The organism is Friedmanniella luteola, assembly GCF_900105065.1.
Taxonomy (GTDB): Bacteria; Actinomycetota; Actinomycetes; order Propionibacteriales; family Propionibacteriaceae; genus Microlunatus; species Microlunatus luteolus.
This window is the reverse complement of record NZ_LT629749.1, coordinates 4006224-4021443: the sequence shown is the minus strand read 5'-3', so window position 1 is coordinate 4021443 and position 15220 is coordinate 4006224. Positions and strand designations below refer to the sequence as shown.

The 15220-nt window shown below is 73.8% G+C and carries 14 protein-coding genes; 12 read left to right on the top strand and 2 right to left on the bottom strand.

The window, feature by feature from the left end; translation table 11 throughout:
• The first annotated feature begins 94 nt into the window (after positions 1–94).
• Genes BLT72_RS18850 through BLT72_RS18835 form a run of 4 tightly spaced genes read left to right on the top strand, consistent with a single transcriptional unit; the run spans position 95 to position 4116 of the window.
• Positions 95–1486 (top strand): glutamine synthetase family protein, encoded by a 1392-nt coding sequence (locus BLT72_RS18850; protein ID WP_091414812.1) that lies wholly within the window; start codon positions 95–97, stop codon positions 1484–1486.
• Position 1487: 1 nt separating this feature from the next.
• Positions 1488–2648: an amidohydrolase family protein gene (locus BLT72_RS18845; RefSeq protein ID WP_091414810.1), complete on the top strand. Its 1161-nt coding sequence runs from the start codon at positions 1488–1490 to the stop codon at positions 2646–2648.
• Positions 2649–2696: 48 nt separating this feature from the next.
• On the top strand, positions 2697–3464 hold the full coding sequence (locus BLT72_RS18840) for a class II glutamine amidotransferase (RefSeq protein ID WP_091414809.1): 768 nt from the start codon (positions 2697–2699) through the stop codon (positions 3462–3464).
• A gap of 7 nt (positions 3465–3471) precedes the next feature.
• The gene (locus BLT72_RS18835) at positions 3472–4116 is read left to right on the top strand and encodes a GntR family transcriptional regulator (RefSeq protein ID WP_091414807.1); all 645 of its coding nucleotides are present in this window, start codon (positions 3472–3474) and stop codon (positions 4114–4116) included.
• A 46-nt stretch (positions 4117–4162) separates the two neighbouring features.
• Here the strand turns inward: BLT72_RS18835 and BLT72_RS18830 are convergent, their stop codons facing one another.
• Complete coding sequence (locus BLT72_RS18830; RefSeq protein ID WP_091414805.1) at positions 4163–4879, bottom strand: SDR family NAD(P)-dependent oxidoreductase; 717 nt, start codon at positions 4877–4879, stop codon at positions 4163–4165.
• Positions 4876–7062, bottom strand: a complete 2187-nt coding sequence (locus BLT72_RS18825) for an amidase family protein (protein WP_172826118.1) — start codon at positions 7060–7062, stop codon at positions 4876–4878. The genes BLT72_RS18830 and BLT72_RS18825 overlap by 4 nt, the downstream gene beginning before the upstream one ends.
• Positions 7063–7194: 132 nt before the next feature.
• Between BLT72_RS18825 and BLT72_RS18820 the strand changes: the two genes are divergently transcribed.
• The 8 genes from BLT72_RS18820 to BLT72_RS18785 are packed head-to-tail and all read left to right on the top strand — an operon-like array spanning position 7195 to position 15208.
• Positions 7195–8736 carry an ABC transporter substrate-binding protein gene (locus tag BLT72_RS18820; RefSeq protein WP_091414802.1) on the top strand — a complete coding sequence of 514 codons (1542 nt, stop codon included), beginning with the start codon at positions 7195–7197 and terminating at the stop codon, positions 8734–8736.
• Positions 8737–8791: 55 nt separating this feature from the next.
• A complete protein-coding gene (locus tag BLT72_RS18815; RefSeq protein WP_091414800.1) occupies positions 8792–9733 on the top strand; it encodes an ABC transporter permease in 942 nt (313 codons plus the stop codon).
• On the top strand, positions 9730–10581 hold the full coding sequence (locus BLT72_RS18810) for an ABC transporter permease (RefSeq protein ID WP_091414798.1): 852 nt from the start codon (positions 9730–9732) through the stop codon (positions 10579–10581). The genes BLT72_RS18815 and BLT72_RS18810 overlap by 4 nt, the downstream gene beginning before the upstream one ends.
• Complete coding sequence (locus BLT72_RS18805) at positions 10578–11684, top strand: ABC transporter ATP-binding protein (RefSeq protein ID WP_091414796.1); 1107 nt, start codon at positions 10578–10580, stop codon at positions 11682–11684. Before BLT72_RS18810 ends, BLT72_RS18805 begins: the two co-directional genes overlap by 4 nt.
• Positions 11681–12634, top strand: coding sequence for an ATP-binding cassette domain-containing protein (locus BLT72_RS18800; RefSeq protein ID WP_197677092.1), 954 nt, complete (start codon positions 11681–11683; stop codon positions 12632–12634). Before BLT72_RS18805 ends, BLT72_RS18800 begins: the two co-directional genes overlap by 4 nt.
• Positions 12631–13575, top strand: a complete 945-nt coding sequence (locus BLT72_RS18795) for an isoaspartyl peptidase/L-asparaginase (protein WP_091414794.1) — start codon at positions 12631–12633, stop codon at positions 13573–13575. The genes BLT72_RS18800 and BLT72_RS18795 overlap by 4 nt, the downstream gene beginning before the upstream one ends.
• Positions 13572–14399, top strand: coding sequence for a M55 family metallopeptidase (locus BLT72_RS18790; protein WP_091414792.1), 828 nt, complete (start codon positions 13572–13574; stop codon positions 14397–14399). Before BLT72_RS18795 ends, BLT72_RS18790 begins: the two co-directional genes overlap by 4 nt.
• Positions 14396–15208: an SDR family NAD(P)-dependent oxidoreductase gene (locus BLT72_RS18785; protein WP_091414790.1), complete on the top strand. Its 813-nt coding sequence runs from the start codon at positions 14396–14398 to the stop codon at positions 15206–15208. Before BLT72_RS18790 ends, BLT72_RS18785 begins: the two co-directional genes overlap by 4 nt.
• Positions 15209–15220 lie beyond the last annotated feature (12 nt).

The window sequence follows — 15220 nt, the reverse complement described above, 5'->3', positions numbered from 1 at the left end:
CCGGGTCGGTCGTCCGCGATCGCCGGGACGCGGCCGGGCCCGCCGCCCCGGCCTGATATACCTGCCTGACATCAGGACCGACGGAGGAGGCCTCGTGCCCGCGGCAGAGCTCAGCACGGCGGTCGACCCGCAGGTCGCCGAGGTCGTAGCGGCCGCGCGCGCCGCGGGGGTCCGGCTGGTCCGCTTCGAGTACTGCGACGTGAGCGGCGTCGCCCGGGCCAAGGCCGTCCACGTCGACCAGCTGGCGCACAAGCTCGTCGAGGGCGTCGGGCTGACCCGCGCCCAGATGGCGATCGACCTGCTGGAGCAGGTCGTCCCGGTCGAGGGCATGGAACCGGTGGGGGAGATCCGGCTGGTGCCCGACCCCGCGACCTTCACTGTGCTGCCCTGGTCGCCGGGGAGCGCGAGCGTCCTCTGCGACCAGCTCGACCACGACCGCCAGGACTGGGGCGCGTGCCCGCGCTCGTTCCTGCAACGCGTCCTCGCCCGCGCCGCCGGTCTCGGGATCACCCTCCAGGCGACCTTCGAGAACGAGTACTACCTGGCGACCGAGGTCGAGGGTGGCTTCCAGCCGGTCGACGGTCCGACCCACTCCCCGGTCTACAGCGCCATCGGGCACGACCACGCCGACGCGCTGATGCTGGAGACCGTCGACGCGCTGACCGCCCAGGGGATCGTCGTCGAGCAGTGCATCAACGAGTACGGGCCCGGCCAGCGCGAGATCTCGGTACGGCACACCGACGCGCTCGCCGCCGCCGACCAGCAGATGAAGTTCCGCGACACCGTCCGGGGCGTCGCCCAGCGGCACGGCATCCTGGCCTCGTTCGCCGCCAAGCCCTTCCCCGACGCCATCGGCAGCGGGGCCCACGTCCACTTCAGCCTGTGGGACGCCTCCGGGACGCGCAGCCTGCTGTACGACCCCGACGTCGAGGGGGGCCTGTCGGCGCTCGGCCGGCACTTCATCGCCGGCGTCGCGGAGCACCTGCCCGCGCTGACCGCTCTCACCGTGCCCAGCTACAACTCGTTCCGCCGGCTCGTGCCCAGCGCCTGGGCCTCGGCCACCACGGCCTGGGGCTTCGACAACCGGGAGGCGGCGCTCCGGGTCGCCTCGCCGTTCTACCGGCGCGAGGAGCAGACCTTCAACATCGAGTACAAGGTCTCCGACCCCAGCGCCAACCCGTACCTGTCGCTGGGCGCGCTGATCGCCTGCGGCCTGGACGGCATCGAGCGCCGGCTGGAACCGGGCGAGCCGTCCGCCCACGACCCGGCCCGGATGGGCCCCGAGGAGCTGGCGCGGGGCCGGGTCCGGCCGCTGCCGTCGTCGATGGACGTCGCGCTCGACCTGCTGCAGGCCGACCCGGTGCTGATGGACGCGCTGGGGCCGCTGCTGTCGCGCTGCTACCTGGCCGTCCGCCGTTCCGAGCACGCCGCGTTCGCCGCCCAGGACGTCGCGTTCGAGGTCCGTCACCACTTCTACCGGTTCTGAGATGGCCGCCCCCGCGACCGACCTGGGCGACGTGGCCGTGGTCGACAACCACTGCCACGCGGTGCTGCGCGACCAGGGCCAGCGCGACGTCACCGCCTGGCGGGGGCTGTTCACCGAGTCGCCCGACCCGCGGACCCGGGCCGTCGACGTGGCCAGCACGGTGTTCTACCAGCGGCTGGTCACCGAGATGGCGCTCTTCCACGACGTCGACCCGGTCGAGGAGGTCGTGCTGGACGCTCGTGCGGCCCTCGGGGCCGAGCGGCTGACCGCCGACCTCCTGGGGGACGCCCGGCTGGGGGGCCTCGTCGTCGACACCGGCTTCCCCGACGCCGCCACCGCGCTGACCGTCGAGGACATGGGGCGGTCGGGCGGGTGCCCGGCGGTGGGCCTGCTCCGGCTGGAACCCGAGTTCGAGCGCCTCGTCGGCGAGACCGGCTCCTACCCCGCCCTGGTCGACGCCGTCCGCGCCCTCGTCGCCGACGCCCGCGGAGACGGGTGGGCCGGCTTCAAGTCCGTCGTCGGCTACCGCACCGGCCTGGCCGTCGCCCGCTGGTCCGACGACGCCGCCCGTACGGCGTGGGCCGAGGCCCGCGCGGAGGCCACGTCCGCCGGCTCCGTCCGGCTCGGCCACCAGCCGCTGCTCGACACCCTGCTGCACCTGGCCTTCGCGGCGGCCGCCGCGCAGGAGCTGCCGGTGCAGCTGCACGTCGGCTACGGCGACCCCGACCTGGACCTGCGGCTGGCCGACCCGCTGCTGCTGCGCCCGGTGCTGGAGGAGCCCGCCTACCGCGGGATGCCGGTGGTGCTGCTGCACGGCTGCTGGCCCTACGTCCGCGAGGGCGCCTTCCTCGCGGCGGTCTACGGCAACGCCTGGCTCGACCTGTCCTACGGCATCCCGTTCCTGTCCCGCGGTGAGATGCGCCGCGTGACCCGGGCCGCGCTCGGCACCGCGCCCGCCAGCCGGCTGATGTACAGCTCGGACGGCGCCCGCGTGCCCGAGCTGCACCGGATGGGCGCCCACGACGGCCGACGGCTGCTGGGCGAGGCCCTCGACGAGCTGGTCGCCGACGGCGACCTCACCCCCGACCAGGCCCAGCTCACCGGCGAGCGGGTCCTGAAGGACAACGCCTGGTCCCTCTACGGCTTCGGCGCCGCCCGCTGACCTCGGACCTCGCGACGACCCCCGTCGTCGCCTCCCCCAGGAGATCCCATGTGCCGCCTGCTCGGATCGGTGTCCCGCACGCCGGTGACCATCGACGAGGTCCTCGCCGACCGTCGTGACGACTTCTTCGCCCTCGCCCGCAAGCACGGCGACGGCTGGGGGCACGCCTGGAGCTCGGGGGCGGACCTGCGCGTGCGCAGGGAGGCGGGTTCGGCGCTGACCAGCCCGGCGCTGGGCGCCCTGGCCGCCGGCGAGCCAGCCGTCGCCGCCATCACCCACCTCCGATGGGCGACGCTGGGCCTGGCCGTGGGCCCCGACAACACCCACCCCTTCACCGACGGCACGGTCGCCTTCGCGCACAACGGGTCGGTCAAGCCGCCGGCCGCCCTGGACGCCCTGGTGGCGCCCGAGCTGGCGGGCGAGCGCCGGGGCACGACCGACAGCGAGCGCTACTTCCTGGCGCTCCGCTCGCGGATGCGGGAGGAGGAGCCGGGGACCGCGCTGATCCGGACGGTCGAGGCGGTGGTCGCGAGCGGCGCTGTCGTCAGCAGCCTGAACGCACTGCTCCTGACGCCGAGCCATCTGTACGCTGTCTCCTCCCACGACCCCGCGGCCGACGCCGACCCGGACTACTTCACCCTGCTGCACCGGCGCAGCGGCGACCGCGTCGTCGTCACCTCGACGGGCTGGACCGACAGCACGGGATGGAGCGCGGTGCGCAACGGTCAGATGCTGGTCGTCGACCGGAGCACGCTGCAGACCTCGGTCGTCCCGGTCGCGACCCCGGTGCCCCGCGACGTCGCGGCGGCGGGCTGAGGTCGGCGTGACCGCCTCCCCGCGCGCCAGCGACCGGGCCTACGACGTGCTCCTCGAGATGATCCTCGACCTCCGGCTCCCCCCGGGCGCGGTGGTCAACGAGGTCCAGCTCTCCCTCGACATCGGCTTCGGCCGGATGCCCGTCCGGGAGGCCATCGCCCGCCTCTGCGGCGACCGGTTCGTCACCGTCGTGCCGCGGCGGGGGACGTTCGTCACGCCGGTGACCCTGGAGGACGTCCTCGACATGTTCGAGGCGCGGGAGGCCGTGGAGTGCGGCGTCGCCTACATCGCCGCCCGGAGGGCCACCGACGCCGACCTGGCGCGGCTGCGCGAGCTGGTCGAGGCCGCCGACCGGGCCCGCTCGGTCGACGGGTGGACGGAGTACCTCCACGACGACCACGAGATCCACCGGTTCCTGGTCCAGATGGCCGGCAACGGCCTGCTCGAGGACGCCGCCGGCCGGTTGCTGCAGCACAACCTCCGCTTCTGGCGCTCGTACTGGTCGAGCCGGCCGACGCAGCCCTCCAGCATGCTCTCCCACGCCGACCTGCTGGCCGCGCTCGAGGCCCGCGACTCCGAGGCCGCCGAGAAGGCCATGCGGCACCACGTCGGCTCGTCGCGGGAGCTGCTGCAGGACCTCTTCGCCCGCTGACGCCCGGGCTGGGCCGGCGCGGCGACGGCCTCGCTCCGAGCCGGCCTCAGAAGATCCCGTGGCCGCCGTCGACGGCGATGGTCTGCCCGGTCACCCAGGACGAGGCCTCGGCGGTGAAGAACCGGACGCCGTGGGCGATGTCGGCCGGGGTGCCCAGCCGGCGGACGGCGATCCCGGCGAGCAGGGCGGCCTGGCCCTCCTCCCCGTAGCTCTCCCACTGCGCCTCCGTGCTCGGGTTGGAGAGCACGAAGCCCGGCGCGATGCAGTTGACGGTGATCCCGAACCGGCCGAGCTCGTGCGCCATCTGCCGGGTGAAGCCGATCTGCCCGGCCTTGGCGCTGGCGTAGGCCTGGATGCCGGTGAGGCTCACGCTGCGGCCCGCCCCCGAGGAGATGTTGACGACCCGGCCCCAGCCGCGGGCCTTCATGCCGGGGACGACGGCCCGGGTGCAGACGAAGGTGCTGGTCAGGTTGGCGTCGACGACGGCCCGCCAGTCCTCGTCCGTCACCTCCTCGACCGGTCGACCCGTCTGGCCGGCCACCCCGCCCGCGTTGTTGACCAGCACGTCCACGGGACCGACCCGCGCGACGAAGGCCGCCACCGCGGCGGCGTCGGTGACGTCCAGCGGCTCGACGCCGGGCGCGGGGACGCGGTCGACGCCGTGCACCGTCGCCCCGTCCGCCGCGAGCGCCGCGGCGATCGCCGCCCCGATCCCGTGCGCAGTCCCGGTGACCAGCGCGACCTTCCCGGCGAGCCCGCTCACCGGGCGTGCCCTCCGACGGGCCCAGGGCGCCGCGGACCGGGCCCAGGGCGCGGGGAACCGACCAGCACCTGCTCCACCACCGCGGCCACCGCCAGCAGCCCGGCGTCGTCGCCGCGCCGGCCGGCCAGCTGCAGCCCGACGGGCAGGCCGCCGGCGTCGCCGCAGGGCAGCGACAGCGCCGGCTGGCCCGTGAGGTTCGCCGTCATCGAGAACAGCCCTTCCAGCTCGCCCTCCGGCGAGTCGAGCAGCGGGGTGCCCGTCGGGGCGACGAAGGCGACCGCCGGCCCGAGCAGCCCGTCCAGGCCGTCCAGCACCGCGTCGGCGGCGGGCAGCAGGGCGGCCCGCCGGTCGAGGGCGGCCCGGTAGGTCGACGGCGCCACGGTGGCGCCGAGCCGGAGCAGCCGGTCGGTGTCGGGGCCGAACCAGGTGGGATCAGCCGTGGCCCGCTCCCCGTGCTCGGCCCAGGCCTCGAACAGGAGGATGGGTTCGAAGGTCGGGTGCAGCGCCTGCAGGGGTGCGGCGTCGACGTCGACGAGGGTGACCCCGGCGGCGACCAGGCGCTGCAGACCCGCCTCCAGCGCGGCCCGCACGCCCGGCTCGACCCGCGGGTCGTCCAGCTCGGCCCGCAGCAGCCCGAGGCGCAGGTCCACCGCCCGCCGGGGCGCTCCGGGTCGGACGTCGCCGAGCACCGCCAGCACCCGTGCGGCGGTGGCGACGTCGGCCGCCAGCACGCCCACGTGGTCGAGCGACGGGGACAGCGCGGTCACCCCGTCGACCGGGACGACGCCGTGGCTCGGCTTGAACCCGACGCAGCCGACGTAGGCGGCCGGGATCCGGATCGAACCGCCGGTATCGGTGCCCAGCGCGGCGGGGCAGACGCCGGCGGCGACCAGCGCGGCCGAGCCGCCGCTGGACCCACCGGCGGTGCGGGTGGGGTCGACGGGCAGCCGGGCCTCGGGGAGGTCCGGGTGCGGGGCCCCGGCCGCGTACTCCAGCAGGCTGGCGGTGGCGAAGACGTCCGCGGCGGCCGCCCGCAGCCGGGCGACGACGGGCGCGTCGGTGGTGGCGGGCGGCTCGAGCATCGCGCGCGGGTTGCCGTTGCCGCGCGGCACCCCGGCGACGTCCATCATGTCCTTGACCGCCACCGGCACCCCCAGCAGCGGCCCGTCGGCCGCCCGGGCGGGAGCCGGCAGCGCCCGGACGACGGCGTGCAGCGGCCGGCCGAGCCGCTCCAGCCGCTCGTGGGCGGCGAGCAGGTCGAGGTTGGCCACCTCGCAGCGCCGCGCGCCCCGTTCGATCGCGCGGACCACGGCGACGACGTGACCGGTCAGCCGGCCGCCGAGCCCGGCCAGGTCGTCCACCTCGGTCCTGCGGTGCCGGACGGCGAGGTCGCGGTAGACGCCCGTCCGGACCTTGGCGCTGGCCCGGTTGAAGCGGACGAGGCGGTCCAGCGACCCCTCGAGGTCGTCCGGGTCGAAGCCGTCGAACGCCTCGAGCCGGACGGGTGGGTGCTGCGCCCGGGCCAGCCCCACCACCTCGCGGGCCAGCCCCAGCATCAGCGGGCGGTACCGGGGATCGGCGAGGGCGTCGGCGATCGTGAGGTCGGAGACGGCGGTGGCGAAGAGCATGGCGCCGTAGGCCTCCTTGCTCCACCGGTAGCCGTCGATGTTGTCGGTGGCCTCCGCCCAGGGCAGCCGGCGCGCCCACGCCCGCACCCGGTCGGTGACGGGCCCCGACGGCTCGCCGACGCGGACGGTCGCGACGTTGCCCAGCAGCACCACGCCCGGCTCCAGCAGGTCCGCCCCGAAGTTCACGAAGCCGACCACCACCCGGTCGGCGCCCACGGCCTCCGCCAGGGCCGGCGTCGTCATCCCGTTCTGCAGCGAGAGCACGTGCCCCTCGGGAGCCAGCCGGTGCCGCAGCAGGGCCGCGGCGTCGGCGGTGTGGTGGGACTTCACGGCGACCACCGCCCGCTCGACCCGGTCGGGCAGGTCGGCGGGCAGTGCGGCCCGGACGGGCACGGTCAGCTCCCGCACGGGCCCCACGACCCGCAGGCCGTGCGCGTTCAGGGCGTCGACGTGCACGGGGTCGACGTCGCAGAGCAGCACGTCCTCCCCGGCCTCGACGAGATGGGCCGCCACGGTGCCCCCGACGGCCCCGGCCCCGATCACCACGGTCTGCACGTCCCGCAGCATGGCAGCCGGTCGGAGGGGTCCCGACGCCGCCACCCACCTGTTACACGGCCGTGATCTACTCCTGACATATCAGCCTTAGGTTGAGCACCTGCGTTCGCCCACCCTGTCTCGGAGGATCTCTTGCGCAAGCCCATCGCCCTCCTCGCCGCCGCTGTGCTGGTGCTCGCCGCCTGCAGCGACAACGGCTCCACCGGCTCCACGGCCAACGCCGACGGGACCGGTGGGGACCTGACCATCGTCCGCGCCGGCGACTCCCTGTCGATGGACAACACCACCGTCTTCAGCAACGACTCGATCTGGGTGTTCCAGCAGATGTTCGAGTCCCTCTACGAGGTGACCCCGGACGGCAAGAGCGTGCAGCCCCTGCTGGCCGAGAGCCACACCGTCTCCGACGACAAGCTGACCTGGACCTTCAAGCTCAAGCAGGGCGTCACCTTCAGCAACGGCCAGCCGATGACGTCGGAGGACGTCAAGTTCTCCCTCGACAAGGCCCGCGCCACCGAGGGCGGGTGGGAGTTCCTGGACGTGGCGATCAAGACGGTCACCGCGCCCGACCCGGCCACCGTCGTGATCAAGACCAAGTACCCGTGGGCGCCGCTGCTGGCGGACCTGGCGAACTTCAACAACGCCGTGCTGCCCAAGGACTACGCCGGCAAGAGCAAGGACGAGTTCTACCAGGCGCCGATCGGCACCGGCCCGTTCGTGTGGGACCACTGGACCAAGGGCAGCGAGATCAAGCTGGCCAAGAACCCGACCTACTGGGACACCGGCAAGCCGGCCCTGGACAGCGTCACCTGGAAGGTCGTCCCCGACGACAACGCCCGCACCGTGCAGATCCAGGGCGGCCAGGCCCAGATCAACCAGGCGCCGCCGTTCTCCAGCGTCGAGCAGCTCAAGGGCCAGCCGGGCGTCACGGTCACGCTGTTCCCCAGCACCAAGACCGACTACATCATGATGAACCAGAACGAGAAGCCGTACGACGACGTGCACGTCCGCCGGGCGATCTCCTACGCCATCGACCGCGAGGCCCTGGTCAAGACGCTGCTGTTCGGCAACGGCACCCCGGCGAACTCGTTCCTGATGCCGAACGTGCCCTTCTACGACCCGGCCACGCCGGGCCTGCAGTACGACATGGCCAAGGCCAAGGAGGAGCTGGCCAAGTCGAGCGTGCCGGACGGGTTCGAGACGACCTTCCTCGCGTCCTCCGGTGACTCCACCGACGCCGCGATCGCCCAGGTGCTGCAGTCCTCGCTCAAGGAGCTGGGCATCACGGTCAAGATCCAGAACACCGACCCGAGCGCGGCCCGCGACCTGCAGAACGCGCAGAAGTACCAGATCAGCCACTCCTACTGGACGATGGACATCGCCGACCCGGACGAGCTCGTCACGTTCGCCGTGGACCCGGACGCCGGCAGCCGCTCGTTCTACACCAGCTACCGCAACGCCCAGGTGATCGCGAACACCAAGAAGGCGCAGCAGACCTTCGACGACGCCGGCCGGCAGGAGCTGTACAGCGCCATCCAGGAGCAGGCCGCCGAGGACGCGTTCCTCGCCTTCCTCTACTACTCGCCCTTCAGCTACTCCTACAGCACGAAGGTGCAGGGGTTCCAGGTCTACCCGACCGGGAACTACCACCTCGAGGACGTGACGTTGACCCAGTGATCGCCACCGACGCCTCGACGACCCGTCCGTCCCCTCGCGCAGGGGGACGGACGGCATGAGGCACCTGGTCTACGTCCTCCGGCGCCTGGTGGCGATGGTGCCCGTCCTGTTCGGCATCTCGCTGATCGTGTTCTTCATGATCCACCTGGTGCCGGGGGACCCGGCCCGGACGCTGCTCGGCGTCCGCGCCACCGACGAGTCCGTGGCCGCGCTGCACCGTGAGTTCGGCCTGGACCAGCCCATCTGGCAGCAGTACCTGGACTTCCTCGGCCGGCTCCTGCACGGAGACCTCGGACGCTCGTTCTTCTACGACGCCGACGTCAGCGAGCTGGTCGCCGGCCGGCTGCCGGCCACCCTCTGGCTGCTGGTCGCGGCCACCCTGATCGCGCTGGCGATCAGCGTGCCGCTGGCCGTGCTGGCCGCCAGCCGGCGGGGCAGCGCGGCCGACCAGCTGATCCGGGCCCTCCCGCTGATCGGGCTCGGCATGCCGGCCTTCTGGGTCGGGATCATGCTCGTGCTGCTGTTCGGGCTCAAGATCAAGGCCTTCCCCGTCGCGGGCTTCGGCACCACGCCGGCCCAGCACGTCAGCTCCATCGTGCTGCCCGGCCTGACGGTGGCCCTGGCCCTGACCCCGATCCTCATCCGGAGCCTGCGGACGTCCATGATCGGCGTCCTCGACAGCGACTACGTCGTCACGGCCCGGGCGAAGGGGCTCAGCCACCGGCGGGTGATCATCGGGCACACGCTCCGCAACGCGTCCGTGTCCTCGATCACCGTGCTGGGCGTCAACATCGCCTACCTGGTGGGGAGCACCCTCGTCGTCGAGCGGGTGTTCGCGCTGCCCGGCATGGGCACGCTCATGCTCGACTCGATCTTCAACCGGGACTTCCCGGTGGTGCAGGGGGTCACGCTCGTGTTCGCGATCATGGTCGTGATCATCAACCTGCTGACCGACGTCGCGCACGGCGTCCTGGACCCGCGGGTGGAGCTCGGATGAGCGCCGCGATCCTGACCGCCCGCTCGCGGCGGGCCACCCTCACCGCGCCCCTGCGGCTCAACCGGACGCTGACCGCCGGCCTGGTGCTGCTGACCCTCATCGTCCTCGCGGCGGTCTGCGCGCCCCTGCTGACCAGCTGGGACCCGATCCAGCAGGACCTGACGAAGTCGCTGCTGCCGCCCGGCGACGGGCACCTGCTCGGCACCGACCAGCTGGGTCGCGACGTGTTCGCCCGGCTGCTGTACGGAGCCCGCGTCGACCTGCGGGTCGGGGCGCTGGCCGTCCTGTTCCCGTTCCTCATCGGCACCACCCTGGGGCTGCTGGCCGGCTGGTTCGGCGGCTGGTTCGACCTGGTGCTGATGCGCGTCGTCGACATGGTCGTGGCCTTCCCATTCTTCGTGCTGGTCATCGCCCTCGTCTTCGCACTCGGCTCGGGCACCTCGAGCATCTACATCGCGATCACCCTCGTCGGCTGGGTGGCCTACGCCCGGATCGTCCGGGGTGAGGTGCTGGTGGCCAAGGAGCAGGAGTACGCGCTGGCCGCGCGGGCCAGCGGCCTGCCGACCTGGCGCATCCTGCTGCGCCACCTGCTGCCGAACGTGATGCTGCAGGCGTTCGTCTTCGCGATGAGCGACGTCGTGCTCTGCATCCTGGCCATCGTCACGCTCGGCTACCTGGGGCTCGGGGTGCCGCCGCCCACCCCCGACTGGGGCTCGATGATCCAGGAGGGGCAGGCCTTCATCCTGACCAAGTGGTACCTGGCCGCGGTGCCGGGGCTGGCCGTCGTCGTCACCGGGCTGTCGCTCGCGCTGATCGCGGACGGCTTCGTGCAGAGGAGCGGACGATGACGGCTCCGCCGTCGGGGGAGTGGACGATGACGGCCCCGCCGTCGGGGGAGTGGACGACCATGAGCGCACCGACGCCGGCCTCGGGCCGACCGCTGCTGGAGCTGCACGACGTCGACGTGGAGATCCCCCTGCCCGACGGCACGCTGCACGCCGTCCGGCAGGTGTCCCTGACGGCCACGGCCGGCCGGTCGGTGGGCCTGGTGGGGGAGTCGGGGTCGGGCAAGAGCCTCACCCTGCGCGCGGCCATGGACCTGCTGCCGAGCCCGGCCCGGGTGACCGGCGGCAGCATCGTCGTGGACGGCGTGGACGTCACCGGGCTGGCCCCGGCCAAGCGGCGCGAACGGCTGTCCTCGGTGATGGCGATGATCTTCCAGGACTCGCTCACCGCGCTGAACCCGACGATGCGGGTCGGCGACCAGGTGGCCGAGGTGCCGCGCCGCCGGCTGGGGATGAGCCGCTCGACGGCGCACGCCCGGGCCGTCGACCTGCTGTCCCAGGTGGGCATCCGTGACCCCGAGAGCCGCTACCGGGCCTTCCCGCACGAGCTGTCGGGCGGCATGCGGCAGCGCGTCTGCATCGCCATCGCGCTGTCGGCCGAGCCCGGGCTGATCCTGGCCGACGAGCCCACCACGGCGCTCGACGTCACCATCCAGGCGCAGGTGCTGGGCGTGCTCGAGGGGCTGCGGCGGGAGCGCGGCGTCGGCCTCGTGCTCGTCACCCACGACCTGGCCGTGGTGAGCGGCACCTGCGAGGAGCTGAACGTGATGTACGCCGGCCGGATCGTGGAGCACGGCGCGACGTCGGTCCTGCTGGACTCCCCGCGGCACCCCTACACCGCGGCGCTGCTGCGCTCGGTGCCCGACCCGGACCAGCCGGTGCACCGGCTGCTGACCATCCCCGGTCAGCCCCCGGACCTGCTGCAGGAGATCGTCGGCTGCTCCTTCGCGCCGCGCTGCCCCGCCCGGGTGGACCGGTGCACGACCGTCGCGCCACCCCTGGTGGTGGTCGGCAGCGGGCACGACAGCGCCTGCTGCCGGGCCGACGAGGCCGAGGACTGGCCCGGTGTCCTCGGCGAGGTCGCCGCCGAGGGGGTGCGGGCGTGAGCGCGTCGACGCGGGCCCTTCGACAGGCTCAGGGCGCAGAGGGACGGGCTCAGGGCGCGGCGGGACGGGCTCAGGGCGCGGAGGGGCAGGTCCGGGGCGCGGAGTCGCAGGGCGCGGAGCCCGGCGAGGAGCTGCTGGCCGTCGAGGGGCTGGTCCAGCACTTCAGCCGGCGCGGCGGGGTGTGGGCCAAGCTGACCCGCGGGGCGCCGGCCGTGGTCAAGGCGGTCGACGGGGTGGACCTCGCCGTCCACCGCGGCGAGACGGTCGGCCTGGTGGGGGAGTCGGGCTGCGGCAAGTCGACGTTGAGCCGCTGCGCGGCGGGGCTCTACGTGCCGACGGCGGGCACCGTGCGCTACGCCGGTCAACCGCTGCACGGGGCACCCAGCCGGGAGCAGCGGCGGCTGGTGCAGATGGTGTTCCAGGACCCCTACAGCTCGCTGAACCCGCGGATGACCGTCGGCCAGACGCTGGCGGAGGTGCTGCGCTACCACCGGGTCGTGCCCCGCGACCAGGTCGGCGCCCGGGTCCGCGAGCTGGTCGACCTGGTCGGCCTGCCCGCCCGGGCGCTCGACCAGCTGCCCCGCTCGTTCTCCGGCGGGCAGCGGCAGCGGATCGGGATCGCGCGCGCGCTGGCGCTGGACCCGAAGGTGCTGATCGCCGACGAGCCCGTCTCGGCGCTGGACGTCTCCGTGCAGGCCAACATCATCAACCTGCTGCTGGACCTGAAGGAGACCCTCGGGCTGTCCATGCTCTTCGTCTCGCACAACATGGCCGTGGTCCGGCAGATCAGCGACCGGGTCGCCGTCATGCACGACGGCGTCGTGGTGGAGGAGGGCGCCACCGCGGACGTGTTCGCCCACCCGGCCGACCCCTACACCCAGCTGCTGCTGTCCTCGGTGCCCCGGCTGGCCACCCAGCAGATCCCCGCCGTCGAGGCGGGGCTGCGGTGACCGACCCCGTCGTCATCGGGTCCGAGCGGAGCGAGATCGGCCTGCCCGCGGCCATGGACGTGCTCCGCGCCGGCGGGTCGGCGCTCGACGCCGTCGAGGTGGCCCTCCGGGCGTGCGAGGACAACCTCGCCGACCACTACGTGGGGACGGCCGGGCTGCCGAACGCTCGCGGGGTCGTCGAGCTGGACGCCTCGGTGATGGTCGGTTCCAGCCGCGCGTTCGGCGCCGTCGCCGCCCTGCAGGACTACCCGCACCCGATCTCGGTCGCCCGCGCGGTGATGGAGCGGCTGCCCCAGCACTGCCTGCTGGTGGGCGAGGGGGCGGCGACCTTCGCCGCCGAGTGCGGCTTCGAGACCGCCGAGCTGCTGACGGAGGAGTCCCGGCGGCTCTTCCGCGAGGCTCTGCAGCTCGAGCAGAACGTCGAGGGGGAGCGGACCGCCGGGCAGGAGGGCGACCAGGCCTACCGGCTCGCCGCCCTGGACCTGGTGCAGCGCTTCGCCCCGCACGACGGCCCGTGGGGCACGATCAACGTCCTCGCGCTGGACGCGAGCGGGGAGCTGGTGGTGGGCGTCTCCACCAGCGGCTACCCCTGGAAGTACCCGGGCCGGGTCGGCGACTCGGCCCTGCCCGGCGCCGGCAACTGGTGCGACCTGCGATCCGGCGGTGCGGCCTGCACCGGCCGCGGTGAGCTGAGCCTGCGCGCCGGGACGGCCCGCACCGTCGTCGAGGCCCTCGGCCGCGGCGCGGACGTCACCCAGGCCTGCCGCGCGGCCCTGGCCGACGCCGCCACCCTGCCGGACCCCTTCCGGGCCGAGCTGCGCGTGCTGGCCCTCACCCCCGACGGCCGGCACGGGGCCGCGGCCGGCTCGGCCGGGGCCACCTACGCCGTCATGACCACCGGGTCGTGCGGACCTGAGATCCACCCGAGGAGCGTGCTGTGAAGGTCTTCTTGTCCTCCGACATGGAGGGCACCGCCGGTGTCGTCGACTGGAGCCAGTGCCTCGGTCCCGGCCCCGAGTACCAGTACTACCGGCGGCTGCTGCAGGACGAGGTCAACGCGGCCATCGAGGGCGCGCTCTCGGCCGGGGCGACCGAGTTCCTGGTCAACGACTCCCACTCGACGATGCAGAACCTGCGGCCGGACGAGCTGCTGGGCAACGCCCGCTACCTGTCCGGACGGCACAAGCCGCTGTACATGATGCAGGGGCTCGACGCGAGCTTCGACGCCGTCTTCTTCGTCAGCTACCACGGCTCGATGGCCAGCGAGGCCTCGACGCTCTCCCACACCTACAACCCGCGCGCCATCGCCCGCGTGCTGCTGAACGGGGTGGAGGTGGGGGAGTCGGGCATCAACGCCCTCGTCGCCCAGGGCCACGGGGTGCCGGTGGTGCTGGTCACCGGCGACGACACCACGGCCGAGGAGGCCGCCCGGGTCAGCCCCGGCCTGCACACCGCCGTCGTGAAGCACTCCGTGACCCGGTTCGCGGCCGAGTCGCTGCACCCGACCGAGGCGAAGGCGCTGATCCGGGACGCCGCCGCCGCGGCCATCGCCGGTCTCGCCGATGCCGTCCCGCCGCAGATCGCCCTGCCCGCCACGCTGGAGATCCTGTTCCAGAACGGCGACTTCGCCGAGATGGCCACCTGGGTGGCCGGGGTGGAGCGGGTGGACGCCCGCACCGTCCAGGTCACCGGCGACGACCCCGTCCGGCTGTTCCGGACGTTCGTCACCATCGTCATGCTGACCCGCTCGATCGTCGAGTCGTGACGCACCGGGAGGGCGGGGAGGTCGCGACGGGGCTGGAGGGCCGGGTCGCGCTGGTCACCGGCGCCGCGGGCGGCATCGGGGCGGCGATCGCCCTCGCCCTCGCCGCCGACGGCGCCCGGGTGGTGGTGGCCGACGTGGCGGACGGCACGGGATCCGTCGACGCGGTCGTCGCGGCCGGGGGCGAGGCGCTGGCCGTCCGCTGCGACGTCTCCGACCCCGGGCAGGTCGCGGCGGCGGTCGACGCCACCCTGCAGCGGTTCGGCGCCCTCGACACCCTGGTCAACGACGCGGGGATCTCGGGCGGCTCCGGCCTGCTGCACGAGACGGACGTCGAGGACTGGCTGCGGACGGTCGCGGTCAACCTCACCGGGCCCTTCCTCTGCACGCGCGCGGCCATGCCGCACCTGCTCGCCTCCGGGCGGGGCCGGGTCGTCAACATCGCCTCGACCTACGGCCTCGTCGGAGCGCCCGGGGCCCCGGCCTACTGCGCGACCAAGGGGGGCGTGGTCAACCTGACCCGCCAGCTGGCCGTCGACTACAGCCCGCTGGGCGTCCGCGTCAACGCCATCTGCCCCGGGTACGTCGACACCGACATGGGCGGCTACCGTGCGTCCCTGGGCCCGGAGGGGTCGGCGGAGGCCAACCGGCGACGGGAGTCGGCGGCGGCGCTGCAGCCGATCGGACGCCAGGCCCAGGCCGAGGAGATCGCCCGCGTCGCGGCCTTCCTCGTCTCGGACGCGTCGTCGTTCATGACCGGCGCGGTCATCCCTGTCGACGGCGGCTGCACGACCACCTTCCGCCACCCCTGACCGCTCGCCCGA

Excerpts from the sequence above, each read along its gene's own strand:
- BLT72_RS18840 (WP_091414809.1), top strand. The coding sequence starts at position 2,697 with ATGTGCCGCCTGCTCGGATCGGTGTCCCGCACGCCGGTGACCATCGAC.
- BLT72_RS18805 (WP_091414796.1), top strand. The coding sequence starts at position 10,578 with ATGACGGCTCCGCCGTCGGGGGAGTGGACGATGACGGCCCCGCCGTCG.
- BLT72_RS18815 (WP_091414800.1), top strand. The coding sequence starts at position 8,792 with ATGAGGCACCTGGTCTACGTCCTCCGGCGCCTGGTGGCGATGGTGCCC.
- BLT72_RS18845 (WP_091414810.1), top strand. The coding sequence starts at position 1,488 with ATGGCCGCCCCCGCGACCGACCTGGGCGACGTGGCCGTGGTCGACAAC.
- BLT72_RS18810 (WP_091414798.1), top strand. The coding sequence starts at position 9,730 with ATGAGCGCCGCGATCCTGACCGCCCGCTCGCGGCGGGCCACCCTCACC.